Here is a 13985-nt window from a genome sequence, read left to right as displayed (position 1 = left end):
TCTGGTATAGATAACTTTCTAAGCCATGTTTTGTTGAATCGCCTCTATTTCACTCTGTACGACAGCAACAAAGACACTGGCTGTAGGGGATAGAGTATGCGAATGGTGTGTCATCACTAATGGCATTTGTACGTCCACAGATTCAAGATTAACAAATACACATCCCTCACTGCGTAAATCACGAATTGCATGCGGTGCGATAGATACACCTAAGCCAGAAGAGACTTGGGTTAACACGGTTTGCATGTTGTTGGGTTGTTTTTTTATATTTGGAGAGAATCCAGATAGGTCACATTGAGTAATGATGGAGTCAAATAATCCTACCGCTTGTTCACGTTCAAATAAGATGAAAGGGTCTTGCTGCAGTTGTTTCATTTGAATGGTGGAGTATTTAGCCAACTCGTGGGTGACGGGCAAAACAGCAACAAGCTTATCTGTATAAATCGTCACCGAGGTGTAATCATCAACAAGCAGGTTCGGCAGTGGGCGAGAGAAGCTAATATCGATCTCTCTTTTGTCCAGAGCTTCGATCTGTTCAGAAGCCGTCATCTCAACAAGATCAACATCAATATTGGGGTTTTCAGCAATATACTGTCGAACTAAACGAGGCAGAAAGCTTAGAGTTGCGCCTCCAAGATAACCAATAGTTAAAGTACCAATACAACCAGAAGAAGCTCGAATCGCGGACTGTTTGGCTTGTTCCGTTTGTTCGATGAGTCTAATCGCATCTTTAAGTAAGTGCTGCCCTGCGGCGCTAATGACGACTTCTCGAGATGTACGAAAAAATAGGCTCACTCCAAGTTCATGTTCAAGGCTTGTGATATGGCGGCTAATGGCAGGTTGAACGGTATTCAACTCTTTTGCGGCTTTTGAAAAACTGCAATGCGTCGCGACAGCTACAAAGCTTTTTAGTACTTTGATTTCCATATAGCCTCAATATAAACCTAGGTGATAAAAAAGCGCTAACTTGCGCCTATATTGCTTTTATTATCAATCACAAAGACCTTGCTAGCAAACCTTAGGGTAATAACGTTTGCAAGGCTCTGGTCACTTGTGAGAGTGGGGCGATAATCCTACGTATTCAGCTTTCAAGCTTTCTGTTTTCTAGATAATTCTTTTTCAAACTTTTAGTTTTCGAGCTCTTCGTTTTCGAGATTGCGCCGAACTAAATCGTGCATTTGTTTTACAGTCATCAGTGCTAACCAGGTAATTTCTTCTACTGAACGTTGACCCGTTGTGGAAGTTGGGTTGTGGGCTTCAATCACAGATTGATAAATTGAATCGCCGCAAGCCTCTTCTATTGGCATAGCTCTATATAGTTTGGTTTATTTGAAAGCTAATCTATGAGGTTTAAGACAGTAAGATAGGGTTCAAAAATAGACAGCTTGGTAGTTGATGGAATCAGTACAGAACGAGATTCGACTTAATCCTATCTTCTCGCTGCGATTGTATTCATTGATCGAGTGGTCAAAGCCATAGGCTGTCGACGGGGCCATATATTGAGTTATGCCTTGCTGTGTCGCTGTTATTTCATCATGGCCATGACCGCAGAACACGTCACGAACGCGATATTTTCGAAGCACTTTCATCACATCAGTATCGTTCTCTAGGCGGATCGCTTTCATCCAATCTGCACCGACTGGAATGACAGGGTGGTGAACAACCACGATAGGATCATTGGCCTTTCTCAATTGTTGTTTTAGCTGAGCCATGCCGCGGTTATCAATACGCCCTGAACCAAGTGGGTGGCGGCTGTCTAGCGGCTTGAAGCTTGAGTCTAGGAACACAAACTCTCGTTCACCGATGGTGGCTTTGTCGGTGACATAAATCGTCGAGCCTTTTAGCTCTGTGCGCATTAAGCGAGAGTCATCATGATTACCCGCAATCACGTAAATGGATTGGTCGCTAATGTGTTGCCTAATGAATGCCTCTAATCGAACGTAGTCGCCAGACTTTGGGTTACAACAAATATCACCAGTCAGAAAGATGGTCTTGCATGCCGTGTCTTTGTTGACGTATTCCAGTGCTCTGCGCAGGTTCTCATAGCTGGATTCATCGGAAAGGTGGCAATCACTGATTTGGTACACGGTATTCATTGTTATTGTCCGGTAATTCGATACGTAGAATTAAAAGTGATAGAAAAATGCCTGCTAAATCAGCAGGCATTTATTGGTGTTATTTCGCTTTTGATGCGGCGTGGTGTTCAATCATGAAGGCAATAGCTTCATTGCTTAAACAAGATTTACTCACATATTGGCGCTGTTTACCGATATGCAGTATAAAACCAAGATCGGTCTGCTCAAGTTGGTCGATGTCACTCCACGCGATGGTGTTGGTCGCTTTGTGGTTTTTGTAACTTACTCCGTTAGCGTCACCTTGAAAGACAATTTTGCTGCCTGCGCCTGAGCTGATTTTTTGTCGCCATAACCACCAGGTTCTTTTGCAGTACACACTGAATGCTTCAATCACACTCAAAACAATAAAGAACCAGCCAACATAGCCGTTAGGTAATAGTTCAAACTCCAGCAGAACCACACCAAAAATAAGAAACAGTATTCCTTTTAAGTAGGCTTTTGGAAATTGAGTCGGAAGGCTAGTTTGATCATAACACTCCGCGAAAAACGTCTTGTCGAGTTTGTATTCTGTAGTGAAACCGGGTTCTTTAGACATGTGAGGCTACTTTATGGTTCTCTGTGAATGGGCTGTCAGTGGGCAGGTGTCCCACGCTGCAATTTTGCAACTTGATTATTGTATCGCTTCTCACTGTTTTTATTTAGATATTTTGGCTCTGTTTTGTAAATCGATGATACTTAACGGGTCTATTCTAACTTTAGCTATCAGACTAGTGTAGGGGCATCTTTAAAGTCACCTAAAAATTGGTGATGGGATGGATAGATCTGTGGAGTCACCCGGTTGTTGGGACTACTGGCCTTTTTGGATAAAACTTCGATCTCATTTTGTTGGTTGATGGAGTCTATAGTGATTAGCGTGCTTTATCACTACTGTTGAGGGGCTGGCATAGTCTGCTCTAACAGAATAAACATATGAAGCTTGCAAAGTTCATCACTGTTCACTCTGAGAGGCCATGCCCAAAGCGATACCTTGGGCATGGCCTTATTCTATTTCAGTTTTAGGATCAGTACTCGATGAATAATGACACCTGCTTAACGTTAATGAAGAAACTTCTTTCATAGGGAGAAGAGGTAAGAGCAATATCTAGTTTGTTCAACTCAGACACTCTCTTCTCATTTAATGCTTCTAATAGTTTAGAGTTGGTAAACCTAAGCGTTTGACCTGCTTCTACGTTGTTGAATGTAGTGAGTGGATTACTCCATGCTGCACATATTGTAAAAGACTCACAGAACGTGTCGTAATCCAGTGTGTTTGGAGACCAAGTTTGATTAACGATATGCGCAGTCACATTGTTGAATGGAAATTGAAGGGTTGAATCTCCGAAGTCAACAATAAGCGTAGCCTGTTTGATTTTCCCTCGAACCTCACTTAAGTCAAAACTCGCTAGTGTTTCGTAGTCGTATGGGATTGAAGCCCCCGCTCTCAAGTAACCACCGACACGATGTTGCGTGACTTGTGTTGCCGGGGTTGCTTGCCAGTTTTCTCTTTCCAAACCGAATAGGTTAGAGGGGAGGGTCACATTCACTGGCGGACTGAAATCAGAGGCTTGGTATGGTGGAGTTTGACCGAGAACTCCTTGTCGATAGGAGTCAACGCCACTGTAGATTAGCAGTGCGTTCAGTTCATAAGGACCATCGGCTTGCTTAAACGTGTCACCAGGAACGGTAAACTTGATGGTGTTTTCGCCAGCCTCAAGCGGTTCTTGGAAACTCACTAGCTCTAAATACTCTCCGGCTGCACCAACGATATTTACCGAACCTGTGTAAGTTCCACTGCGCGTAACATGGATAGGAAACTCAAAACTCAGCGAATCAATGTAGGTTCCATCTTGCGACATAGTCGGTGTGGTGACTAAACTCCCCGTGACTTCAATCGGTTCGCGGCAACGCTCAAAAGATGTTAAATCAATAAATTCTTCAAACTGAATTCGAGGGGCTGAAATTCGTATGTCATCTTGAGTGATTGCGTAGATGATCGTCGGGTTGGAGGTCAAAGTAGACGCTGAATCAAACGCGCCAAAAATATCTTCAGTTGAGTACTGTAGAGTGACGATTTGCTTCGCAGGTTTGAGTTGCAGACGTTTGCTTGTGTTCAGCTCGTCAATTCCATCGGTGAGGTAACCATGAATGGCAAAATCCCCCGCGGATTTAACATCAAGTTCCAAGCGCTGCTCTAAGGCAATAACACAGCCTTCAGAGGAAAACAGTGGAGCGAGTGAGAGGCTGACAAATTCAATGTCAGAGGGTAGTACGTGGATTTTTTTACTTGTCTGGCGAGTGATAGTTGTTCCATATTCTTCAAAAGACGTTATGCCTTCAATTAGATAATCCCCTTCAGCGGGTGGAACGAAAATATTGCTGTAGACACCATCTTTAGCAATAGCATCGAAATTGACACCCTCATCTTTAAGCGTCAGGCGTGTTTTTATTCCAGCTTCATCAATGATCACTGCGCTGGTTTGGGCACCTGTGATTGGATTCCCTTTGTTTGTCAGTAATGCAGAAACGGGAACTGGTTCACCGACCACAAATTGGTTTGCAGCTATCGCCATGCCAAACGCAATAGGGGATTGGATCGCAACATGAGCAATAATTACTGTGTTGTAACTTGGGTTTGGAAAATCAACGACGATCTTCCATTCGCCAGGTTCAGGGTTAGTTACTTCAGGCAAAAATAAATAGCTGCCCGGTAGCGGCGGACTTTGTGTGTCACCTGAAAGTATGTTCGCTTGCACATCATTGGATGATGTTGCGACTTGCCCGTTAGGCTTGACTAAATATACGGTTGCATCATCCAACGGCACGATGATTTCTGCTTTTAGGGCTTCCGCTTTGTCGATGGTAAATAGCATTGTGACTTCGTTATCGTTACTAGTCACTGGTTGAGATAGTGTCGTGCTTGTACTCATCCCAACGGGTATTGCATTACTGGCGATAGCCGGTGTGATGAAGGTACAGAAAAGACTGAACACCATCACTAATTGCTTGATGAATTTCATTGTGGCCACTCCTTAGCGCATTGAAATAATTTGTTGTAGAAAGCGTTCAACGTTTTGTCCCGTTTTCATTGTTGAGTGGTTAGCCAATACGTTACCCAATGCATTGGTATAACTTGGGTTAGCGCTTGCCAAGGTCACAACAACATCATTTTCTTGCGGTACTGTTTGAATGGCTTGGTAACTGACTATGGTGATTGGATGAGCTTGTGGTCCATGCACACTTGGCATTGTGACCGATTGAGTTTGAGTATCGAGGTAGGCCGCAGAACTAAAGCTTCTTAGCGCCTGCCAAGCGTTAACGCCTGCCCAACGCGATCCCCATGGGAATAGGCCAACGATATCAGGATCTTTCTCAATAACACCGTCTTGGTTGAGATCGGCATTTGCCCCAATAGAAAATGTATTTGCAATATTGCCGCGAGTACGCATTTGGATCGCGTTTGATGCTGTATCCGTTGTTAGATCACGGATACCAGGCATTTTAGGACCCGCAAACGGAATATTTGGGAGTTGCATGTACTTGCCAGCGTAATTATTTGGATCGGTACTGACGTTACTGTAGATATCGGCGTAGTGGTCCATTTTTATCACCGACAAATCTGCTGCGACGCTACCAAGGTGAGGTGTGGAGAAAGTAGAAAGGGAGGTTATCTCAAAGGAAGGGCTAAGTGCTTTGAGGTTTTGGGTATCTAGCCCGCCTTTACTGTGTGCAATGACGTGAACTTTGTCGGATTTCAACTCATCGAGAAAACCCTGAATTTTGTTGTTCAAGATATTAGCGTTAGTCGCTGTGGTTCCATTTTTGTCAGCAGAGAAACGAGTATAACGAATGCCATAGTCATCAAGTGTAGAAAGCACGCCTGGAGCCGTATCATCATCCCAAGTGTCTGATTGTGCAGCAATGCCATGAGCAAGAATCACAGGAATGGCAACATCAAGCTCGATTGAGACCCAATCGACAGACATACACCAGTTGTCTCCCGTATTGCCAGTATCAATATCGACGCGAATCTCATTGTTTTGGCCGAACTTGATATCACTGATATCGACTTGAAGGTTAGTATCCGTCCAGCGGTTATCAGAGCCTTGCAGCGTACCTAAAGACTTTCCGTTAAAAGATACGACATCTATTTCTGGAGCAATATTACTGACGTTGGCATTGGAGTCTATGTCGAAGACCGGCATGCTAATCCTTGCGTTAGAACCGAGAACGCCTTTTTGCTGCATATCGCCCAGTTTACTTGGGGCAATTCTCCCGTCACTTTGTAAAACGTTGGGGCTGACAACCATAGGAACAGGTAAAGAGATAAGTAGAGGTCCGCCAGAAGCATAGGTACAACCGGTATCCAGACCAGGACCCGAATTCACAACATAAACGCCGAGTTCTTCTTGCGGTGGGGCTATCCCAGAGCTTTGTGAGCGCATCGAAAAATTACGCAATTCGTATGAATCAGGTATATCTTCGGCACTCGCGAAACTCGGAGAAAGTAACAAAACACTGAGCGTGGCGCTCGGAATGTATAGTTTCATTTGTTTACCTTTGAGTATAGGTTATCCAAGAATTTGGTTGAAGAAAGCTCTATCTGTAGTTGTAAGGTAAAGGCTTGGAGTTTGATGTGAAATTTATTGGGTATAATTTCGGCTTGTTACTCAATTGATAAAACTGCTGCTCTATTTTTTTTCAAAATAGGAAGAGTGCGATCGCAGTTTCTGGATTGCGGAAGTTATGTCCTTATTTTCAAAAGGAGGGAGATAGTGCTCTAATATTGTTAGAACAATCTAAGTTAGTTTATGAAAGAGTAGCTAAGAATAGGAAAATCAAAGTTGGATGTAGGTTTGTTACAGAACTACATAGAGCGCGCTGTTCTGAATGGCTGACTACTAACCTAACTGGCTGTGCAAAGTTAGGTTAGTAGAAATTATGTGGCTGTTAATTCAGATTTGAGAGATAAGGGCTAGTGTTTTTTAGTAAAAATGGTAAAGGTCGCAATAAACTGAGGTTTGTTATTACATCGTTCGCTACATAGTGAATACAGGGGACATGCCGCTGTCTTGACCGTTCATTAATAACAAGCCAATCAACACAAGCAAAATGCCGCCAAAGAGTTGCAAGTAGTGACCTGTGGCTTTCAATGAGGCATTGCTGTTCTTGTTGCCTGCTGCCAAGTAGCGCTTCACTAAGTGTTTGCCTGTTAGCGTCATCATTGCGATTAATGAGGTTGTTAATGCTGTCCCTACGGCCATCGCAAAGGCGCTCAATACGCCCATCCAATATAGGCCAACCATGTTTGCGAAAAGCAGTACCATGATGGCTCCGGTGCACGGTCTTACGCCAATCGTCACTATAATTCCAGCATATTCTCGGAGCGTTGAGGCTTTGTTGATTGCGTCTGCATCGGCTACATGCTGGTGGCTGCACCCACAGTCGGCATGAGAATGATCTGCATGAGTGTTAGCTGCGGCTTGCATTGTGCTAGTAGCGTCGATTATCGGAGAAGGGGCTGATATTGATGAACGAAGTGCCATTGGCGAACGCGCTGAAATTGTCGCAGCTGTGTCTGTTGCGAGTGTAGTGATGGCTTTCACTTTCAGCTTAGGCTTACGCATAGCGGTGTAGATGTTTTTCAAAGCCTTCCAACATATAAGCGCGCCGACGACCGCGACTAAGGCAAAGCTTAATGAAACAAACATATTCGCTTTGTCATTCACTACTCGCATGGAAGCACTAAAGCCCCACAGCAACACGCTTACTAGTAAGATTGCGACCAATGCTTGTAAAAAAGCGGAGACGACCGTAAGCACTAAACTCGCCTTGGCTTTGGTTGGGTGAGTCGCTAAGTAAGTCGACACGATAACTTTGCCGTGCCCAGGCCCCAAAGAATGAAGCATGCCATAGATAAAGCTGAACCCGATAAGGTAACTGCCTGCGCCCCAAGGGCTGGATTTAGCTTCATAGAGCAGGTCTGCAAGTTCTGAATTGACTTCTCTTTGCCATTGAATGCTAGAGATAACTAACGATGGCCACATGGACCACAGTTGATACGCACCAATAGCAATAAGCACGAACGCGCCAGCACCAATGAGGTAGTGATTGATTTTGGATTGATTTTTCTTTATTTAACAAGAACCTATATCTGAAATCTTTCTGTTAATTAGTTGCCATGCTTAATCAGCTAGACGCTGACTTAAAGGCTGAAACGAATCACTGCGACTAAGAAGCGGGAACCGCCGCACAATGAAGCTCAACCGATTGTGTAAACAGTTGGCCTAGCGTGTTATCTGGATCTGCATCGACAGGTAAAGACATTGCATAACTCATTTGCTCTGGCGTCGGGTTAGGCTCGATTAATTCTAAATGGCATTGTCTTGCTAGTTCAGGTGACAATGTCACGTCGCTGTTGGATAGCCACGACATGTCGACAAAGTAACTAGGGTCAAAAATCAATACGCGAAGCGAGTTTCGTGTCACAGGCTTAGGTTTAGAAAGTGGTAGGTCAAATGTTAGAACCATCTTGGCTTTATCACGCTCAAACTTTGCGTTCTCAACCACCTGATATTTGATGGGCTCTTCACCATCATAAAAGTACGTGAAGTAGTGCTCGTACATCATGTTTTCGATTACAGACGCAGCGAGCTTTTTGAATGTTTCAGTTTCTGTATCGGCAGAGACGTCTTCTCCATCCAACATGTACATCGAGGTCATTGCATCAAAAGACCACTCCATAGAGAGACCGGTGATCATGCCATTCTCTCCCTCAATATGAGTTTTCATCTCTATCCAAGAGTGAGGGTGGGCATATAGATTTGGCGCAAAACACAATAATGCTAGGCCAACAGTCAAGCCCTTGAGAGAGCGAAAGCATGTCGAGAAACGGCTTACATAGCGTGTGGAGAGGCGATTGATGACATCGATTAGAATAAATGGCTGTTTCATGAGAAATGATGGTAATTTAGTGTGATGTTATATTATAACAACCCGATGCGTTGTTCACTTCAAATTATAAGCTTGTTTACATTGAAGCCGACTGCAATTCTTGATTTTCAATCCAACCTATTTTTCCTATAAACATCTTTGATTGGTCCCTAATTCGACATTATTCAGACTAGTGTGTGACGTTGAATAGTCGATTAAGCTCTCGGTTGTGCGAGGCCTTTTTGTAATGGGTTTGAGCTTGGCTCTTGATAACAGGCATTAACAACGCAAAAAATACCCCCAGTAAAAATACTACCCCCTAGTATATATGGTTATTTGAAAGGTAACTGAGATAGGCTGAAGATGACGGTAAGTTTGGGTGCTTGTGATCTTAGTTATCGATCCAGTAAATCTTATTTTTCACATGATAGTTATTGGCATATGCCAGTAATGGGGCGTATGCTGAACTCCTGATCATCAATAACAGGAAGTTACTATGTTATACGCAGTACCTTGTCGCGACCTTCATGTTGGCAACCACTTTGCTCGTTCCCCACAGATCGCGATTGTCGATGAACAACGACAGATAAAACAGATTGTTCCTTTGATTGACTCCGACACCTCTTGCAATAAAAAGAAGCAATGGATTTCGGTTCTCCGTTCTTACGATGTGAAATCTGTGGTGGTTCGTTATATTGGTAAGAAGATGCTGGCGCACTTGTTCAATAACGATATTCGAGTCTTGGCATCGACAGGTAAGGCAGAAATCGGGGCTTTGGATTTCGACAATCTACGGGAAGTGACCGATCTCGATTATGGTCGCGAGCCGAGAAATAGTGGGTGTGGCAATAAAACGTGCGGCGAAAACGGGCACAAAAAACAAGCTTCGATTCTAATGGTACAGCCTAATCAGCTAGGTGCTATTCGAGGGTTCCGACAATGACCTTTTTGTTGACGCTATTGGGGTTTGTCGGAGTCGTTACATTGATGGCGATAGGCGTGATTTTTTCGCGCAAGCCAATCAAAGGCAGCTGTGGAGGATTGGCGCAGTTAGATATTGAGCGTGAATGCAATTGCAAGGATGTGTGTGAAGGGCAAAGCAAAAAGCTGTATCAGATTACTGAGCCATCAAGCTAAGTATCGAAGTAAGCATCAGAGTTCTCGCTCACTGAGTTAAATAACTTCTGGCTAACACGTTAATTAACTACTTTGAATCACCAACGCGTGACCATTGACGATGCACTTGGCGACTTTAGCTCGTGCACGCTTGATAATGTTGCCGAACGTTTGGCGAGACACCTGCATTTGTTCAGCGGCTTCAAGCTGGCTCAGGCCTTCTTGATCAGCCAAGCGCAAGGCTTCGAGCTCTTCCAATAGCAATTCTTCTTTATGAAGCTCGTCCATAGGAACACCATTGGGCTTAAAACAAGAGTAAGCCGTACGGGTACACAACTGGCGATGTTTTTTTGGTCGAGCCATATCAATCTCTAGCAATCTATGGGTAAAGGTAAGTATGAAGGTTTTCTTTCCACACAATCATCGGCGTTGCCAAGTGTGCAGCCAAGGTTTTTTCAACGACAGCGCCATTTGTTTTGAAGCTATTGGCGAGCATGACACTTTAACTAAGCATGAGGCAGTAGCTAAATATAAAACCAGAGCCAAGATTGTACCAACAGATAAAGCTGAGGGCTACGATGGCATCATGCAAGGTGGCATTGTCACTACATTGCATGACAGCGCGATGTTGCATTGTCTATTTCAGAATGATATCAAGGCGATGACGGTGAGTTTAACCTCTCGTTTTCATCATCCGATTTTGATTGGTCAAGAACTGGAAGTTCGTGCCCAATGGGTGAAAAGTAGACGTAATATCTACTTCCTAGAAAGCCAAATTACTCAGTGCGGAAAGTTATGTTCGTCGGCACAAAGTCAGTTTATGTCAGTTTCTAGCTATCAAACTTAAGCTTGGTATAGCGGTGTTGTTTTATCAGTTATAAAAGTCCAACTACGGTTTCATAATCACTGAAAATAACGTGTACGAAGAAGAGATTAACCGCGCCCTGTTGAAGATTCGTGAGTCACGAAAGTGGCGTAAAATCTTGGTCGATTATTTTGCAGATAAGTAACCGAGTTTAACTGCTGACTATCAGGCATTTCTAATGCCTATCCTTAGAGTTGTTCTGAACCAGAGGCTTTGTTCTTTTTGAAATATTTGAACGCTGTCCAAACGACATAAGCCGCAACGCCCACAATCAATGCAGAGCGAAGGAGAATGGGCGCATCATGTTCAAGCTGGCCAACATGCGGCACAATACTGGCAAATAATCGACTGGTAAAAAACAGCCCCATTACTAACATAACAATCTTATTCATGTGACCTGCCATTCAATTGAGTACGTTGCACAGAATGAGTTATGTTGGCGATTACACGGCCAAAAACGATTCTGCTCGAAATAAAAGCATGCGCTTCTCAAGAGCGCCCGTCAACGCGATATCAGCTTAAAGCCAGTAAGCTAAAGTTTCGTTTTTGGAAGTGATTTGTTCTGCTGTTGGAGTTTCGAGTTCAAGACTGTTGTGAGGTCGATGACACCTTTCTGTGAATTTGATTTTCCGGAATTATTATTCTGATTTATGATCGCATGCAATCTAGGGGGGACAAATGTCCTCCTCTTTGTTTCTATCGGCGCAATAAGATAGGTGCTACAAAAATCAAATAATAAAGGACACCCCGATGGATCTATTCGCCCTACTTGATATCAATAATACCTTAGTCAATATCCCAATAGGGGATGGCTACGCGATGAGCTGGATTGAAGCATTCGGCACCGTATTTGGGTTGCTGTGTATTTGGTTTGCAAGCCAAGAAAAAACCATTAATTACCTGTTCGGGTTACTGAATGTCACCTTATTTGCGGTTATCTTTTTCCAAATTCAGTTATACGGACTGTTACTGCTTCAACTCTTTTTCTTCTGCGCCAACATTTACGGCTGGTACGCATGGACACGCCCTAATGAGCAAGGTGAAACGCTAGAAGTTCGCTGGTTGAGCCAAAATAAGCTGGTGGCAACGGCTGCAGCCTGTGCGATTTCGATTGCACTGCTCACAATGTATATCGACCCATTCTTCTTTGCGTTGGCAAACATCGCGGTTGATAGCTTGAATCTATTTGGTGCTGATTTAACGGAACCAGTACTTGAACCTGATGCGTTCCCATTCTGGGATGCCACGATGACCATTCTATCTATTGTTGCTCAAGTTCTTATGACACGTAAGTATGTTGAAAACTGGATACTGTGGATTGTGATTAACATTATCAGTGTTGGTATTTATGCGACGCAGGGTGTGTACGCAATGTCTGTTCAATACGCAATCTTAATGTTTATTGCGGCAAACGGTACTCGTGAGTGGGCACGCACAGCTAAACGAAACAGTGATAAATCGTTGACTCAAGCAACGGCGTCTTAGGAGTGAAGATGGCAAAGCAACCTCATATTGGCGTTGATGAAACGCAAATTGCTCCGTTAGTCATTGTTTGTGGTGAGCCTGATAGAGCGAATCGAATCGCGAGCTTGCTTGAAGATGCCGAGATGGTTTCTGAGAACCGAGAGTATCGAATCTTCACTGGAACTTATCAAGGGAAAGCGATATCAGTTTGCAGCACTGGTATTGGCGCACCTTCAATGATCATTGCGGTAGAAGAACTTAAGTTTTGTGGTGTGACTCATATCGTCAGAGTAGGGTCTGCAGGTGCGATGCAGTCACATATCGGGCTTGGTGAGCTAATTATTGCAGAGGGCGCGGTTCGCGATGAGGGTGGTTCTACCGCTTACGTTAAGCCGTCGTATCCCGCCTATGCAAGCTTCTCTCTGCTTAAAGAGCTAGACAACTTCTTGCAGCAGCAAACAACACCTTACTATTTGGGCACGGTACGCTCACACGACAGTTTTTATACCGATGACGAGCAGGCGCTTTGTCAGTACTGGAATGGCAAAGGCATTTTAGGTGCAGACATGGAAACATCCGCGCTGTTTACCGTGGGACGCTTGAGAGGGCTTAATGTAGCTTCTATCTTGAACAATGTTGTCTTGTACGAACAAGAAGTAAAGGAGGGCGTTGGGCAATATGTCGATGAGGCAGAGGCAATGATGCAAGGAGAGCGGCTAGCATCATTAGCGGCACTGGAAGCATTAATTACTCAATAAGAGCCTGAATAAATGCAAGGCGAAAGCGATGGGAGACCGTCGCTTTTTTATTGGGTTCTCTCCTGTGGTTTAAGTGGTTACAATCGTTTGAATATAAACAGCAGTAATGCAATGAGAGAGTAAGTATGAAGATTGCACCATACTCAAGCGGACGCTTTAAAAATTACTTAGAACAAAAAAGCTCTGAATTTAGAGATCTCATCTACCAACACCAAGTTAACTCTCGTTACTTCAATCAAAACGATGAAATCCTACGTCAAGGTGAGCAGCTTCAGTATCTTTATGTAGTGCCCGCAGGGAGAGTCTCTATGAGTATTTCTGCAGCTAATGGGCGACGCTTTCAATTGGGTGAGGTGAATTGCGATTACCATATCTTCGGTGAGATGGAGTTTTTCACGCAGACCCCTTGTCAGTGGAACGTAGTGGCTGATGAACACATGCAAGTTGATGTTATTTGTATCCAGAAACTATCAGAAGCGCTACATGAAAATCCGGAGATGATGTTCTTTTTCGCCTCTGCATTAGCGGAAGATTATCAAGACTCTATGGGCATTTACACTAATCGTCTTTTACACTCAATTACCTACAACATTGCCTACGACTTATTGGTTCAAAGTCAGACAAATACTGTGTTAGGCGGTTTCGATAAAGTGAATCAAGAAGCGGAACGTTTTGGCACATCGAGCAGAGTGTATCGAAGAGCGGTTAAAGACCTATTGTAAGCGTGTCATGAACACC

General features: G+C 43.8%; 15 protein-coding genes and 2 pseudogenes. 7 read left to right on the top strand and 10 right to left on the bottom strand.

The window, feature by feature from the left end:
• Positions 1-18 precede the first annotated feature (18 nt).
• The 8 genes from AB4482_RS00085 to AB4482_RS00050 form a co-directional block, all read right to left on the bottom strand.
• A complete protein-coding gene (locus tag AB4482_RS00085; protein ID WP_102333226.1) occupies positions 19-927 on the bottom strand; it encodes a LysR family transcriptional regulator in 909 nt (302 codons plus the stop codon).
• A gap of 200 nt (positions 928-1127) precedes the next feature.
• A complete protein-coding gene (locus tag AB4482_RS00080; RefSeq protein WP_017059095.1) occupies positions 1128-1307 on the bottom strand; it encodes a hypothetical protein in 180 nt (59 codons plus the stop codon).
• A 63-nt stretch (positions 1308-1370) separates the two neighbouring features.
• A complete protein-coding gene (locus tag AB4482_RS00075) occupies positions 1371-2096 on the bottom strand; it encodes a metallophosphoesterase (RefSeq protein WP_029235480.1) in 726 nt (241 codons plus the stop codon).
• A 79-nt stretch (positions 2097-2175) separates the two neighbouring features.
• Positions 2176-2670 (bottom strand): YcxB family protein, encoded by a 495-nt coding sequence (locus tag AB4482_RS00070; RefSeq protein WP_065676948.1) that lies wholly within the window; start codon positions 2668-2670, stop codon positions 2176-2178.
• 466 nt (positions 2671-3136) lie between these two features.
• Entirely contained in the window at positions 3137-5131 is a 1995-nt protein-coding gene (locus AB4482_RS00065; protein WP_372180317.1) for a choice-of-anchor X domain-containing protein, read from the bottom strand.
• 12 nt (positions 5132-5143) lie between these two features.
• Complete coding sequence (locus tag AB4482_RS00060) at positions 5144-6661, bottom strand: esterase/lipase family protein (RefSeq protein ID WP_372180315.1); 1518 nt, start codon at positions 6659-6661, stop codon at positions 5144-5146.
• A gap of 489 nt (positions 6662-7150) precedes the next feature.
• Positions 7151-8248, bottom strand: coding sequence for a nickel/cobalt transporter (locus tag AB4482_RS00055; protein ID WP_372180326.1), 1098 nt, complete (start codon positions 8246-8248; stop codon positions 7151-7153).
• A 94-nt stretch (positions 8249-8342) separates the two neighbouring features.
• Positions 8343-9065: a DUF1007 family protein gene (locus tag AB4482_RS00050; protein ID WP_029235926.1), complete on the bottom strand. Its 723-nt coding sequence runs from the start codon at positions 9063-9065 to the stop codon at positions 8343-8345.
• A 475-nt stretch (positions 9066-9540) separates the two neighbouring features.
• Between AB4482_RS00050 and AB4482_RS00045 the strand changes: the two genes are divergently transcribed.
• Both AB4482_RS00045 and nqrM read left to right on the top strand, forming a co-directional pair.
• Positions 9541-9987, top strand: coding sequence for a NifB/NifX family molybdenum-iron cluster-binding protein (locus tag AB4482_RS00045; protein ID WP_017059102.1), 447 nt, complete (start codon positions 9541-9543; stop codon positions 9985-9987).
• Entirely contained in the window at positions 9984-10181 is a 198-nt protein-coding gene (nqrM, locus tag AB4482_RS00040) for a (Na+)-NQR maturation NqrM (RefSeq protein ID WP_017059103.1), read from the top strand. Before AB4482_RS00045 ends, nqrM begins: the two co-directional genes overlap by 4 nt.
• 63 nt (positions 10182-10244) lie before the next feature.
• Here the strand turns inward: nqrM and AB4482_RS00035 are convergent, their stop codons facing one another.
• Positions 10245-10523 carry a DUF134 domain-containing protein gene (locus AB4482_RS00035; protein ID WP_029235478.1) on the bottom strand — a complete coding sequence of 93 codons (279 nt, stop codon included), beginning with the start codon at positions 10521-10523 and terminating at the stop codon, positions 10245-10247.
• 34 nt (positions 10524-10557) lie between these two features.
• Between AB4482_RS00035 and AB4482_RS00030 the strand changes: the two genes are divergently transcribed.
• Both AB4482_RS00030 and AB4482_RS00025 read left to right on the top strand, forming a co-directional pair.
• Positions 10558-11007 (top strand): PaaI family thioesterase, encoded by a 450-nt coding sequence (locus AB4482_RS00030; RefSeq protein ID WP_017059105.1) that lies wholly within the window; start codon positions 10558-10560, stop codon positions 11005-11007.
• Positions 11008-11041: 34 nt separating this feature from the next.
• Positions 11042-11170: pseudogene (locus tag AB4482_RS00025) on the top strand (ABC transporter substrate-binding protein); the annotation flags it as partial.
• Between the two features lie 43 nt (positions 11171-11213).
• Here AB4482_RS00025 and AB4482_RS00020 read toward each other — a convergent pair.
• Entirely contained in the window at positions 11214-11417 is a 204-nt protein-coding gene (locus AB4482_RS00020) for a hypothetical protein (protein ID WP_004734817.1), read from the bottom strand.
• Between the two features lie 358 nt (positions 11418-11775).
• On the opposite strand from AB4482_RS00020, the gene pnuC reads away from it, so the two are divergent.
• From pnuC to AB4482_RS00005, 3 genes and pseudogenes are all read left to right on the top strand, one after another.
• Positions 11776-12510, top strand: a complete 735-nt coding sequence (gene pnuC / locus AB4482_RS00015) for a nicotinamide riboside transporter PnuC (protein ID WP_004734818.1) — start codon at positions 11776-11778, stop codon at positions 12508-12510.
• Between the two features lie 8 nt (positions 12511-12518).
• Positions 12519-13247 carry a nucleoside phosphorylase gene (locus AB4482_RS00010; RefSeq protein WP_372132532.1) on the top strand — a complete coding sequence of 243 codons (729 nt, stop codon included), beginning with the start codon at positions 12519-12521 and terminating at the stop codon, positions 13245-13247.
• 125 nt (positions 13248-13372) lie between these two features.
• A pseudogene (locus AB4482_RS00005) lies at positions 13373-13966 on the top strand (Crp/Fnr family transcriptional regulator); the annotation flags it as partial.
• Positions 13967-13985 lie beyond the last annotated feature (19 nt).

The sequence above is a fragment of the Vibrio sp. 10N.222.55.C7 genome (assembly GCF_041473335.1).
Classification (GTDB): Bacteria; Pseudomonadota; Gammaproteobacteria; order Enterobacterales; family Vibrionaceae; genus Vibrio; species Vibrio crassostreae_C.
Note: the sequence above shows the minus strand (reverse complement) of the source record. Positions and strands in the feature narration are given on the sequence as shown.

Coding starts and splice junctions, on each gene's coding strand:
- AB4482_RS00075 (WP_029235480.1), bottom strand. CDS start 2,096: ATGAATACCGTGTACCAAATCAGTGATTGCCACCTTTCCGATGAATCC.
- AB4482_RS00045 (WP_017059102.1), top strand. CDS start 9,541: ATGTTATACGCAGTACCTTGTCGCGACCTTCATGTTGGCAACCACTTT.
- AB4482_RS00065 (WP_372180317.1), bottom strand. CDS start 5,131: ATGAAATTCATCAAGCAATTAGTGATGGTGTTCAGTCTTTTCTGTACC.
- AB4482_RS00070 (WP_065676948.1), bottom strand. CDS start 2,670: ATGTCTAAAGAACCCGGTTTCACTACAGAATACAAACTCGACAAGACG.
- AB4482_RS00020 (WP_004734817.1), bottom strand. CDS start 11,417: ATGAATAAGATTGTTATGTTAGTAATGGGGCTGTTTTTTACCAGTCGA.
- AB4482_RS00050 (WP_029235926.1), bottom strand. CDS start 9,065: ATGAAACAGCCATTTATTCTAATCGATGTCATCAATCGCCTCTCCACA.
- AB4482_RS00035 (WP_029235478.1), bottom strand. CDS start 10,523: ATGGCTCGACCAAAAAAACATCGCCAGTTGTGTACCCGTACGGCTTAC.
- AB4482_RS00010 (WP_372132532.1), top strand. CDS start 12,519: ATGGCAAAGCAACCTCATATTGGCGTTGATGAAACGCAAATTGCTCCG.
- pnuC (WP_004734818.1), top strand. CDS start 11,776: ATGGATCTATTCGCCCTACTTGATATCAATAATACCTTAGTCAATATC.
- AB4482_RS00085 (WP_102333226.1), bottom strand. CDS start 927: ATGGAAATCAAAGTACTAAAAAGCTTTGTAGCTGTCGCGACGCATTGC.
- nqrM (WP_017059103.1), top strand. CDS start 9,984: ATGACCTTTTTGTTGACGCTATTGGGGTTTGTCGGAGTCGTTACATTG.
- AB4482_RS00080 (WP_017059095.1), bottom strand. CDS start 1,307: ATGCCAATAGAAGAGGCTTGCGGCGATTCAATTTATCAATCTGTGATT.
- AB4482_RS00030 (WP_017059105.1), top strand. CDS start 10,558: ATGAAGGTTTTCTTTCCACACAATCATCGGCGTTGCCAAGTGTGCAGC.
- AB4482_RS00060 (WP_372180315.1), bottom strand. CDS start 6,661: ATGAAACTATACATTCCGAGCGCCACGCTCAGTGTTTTGTTACTTTCT.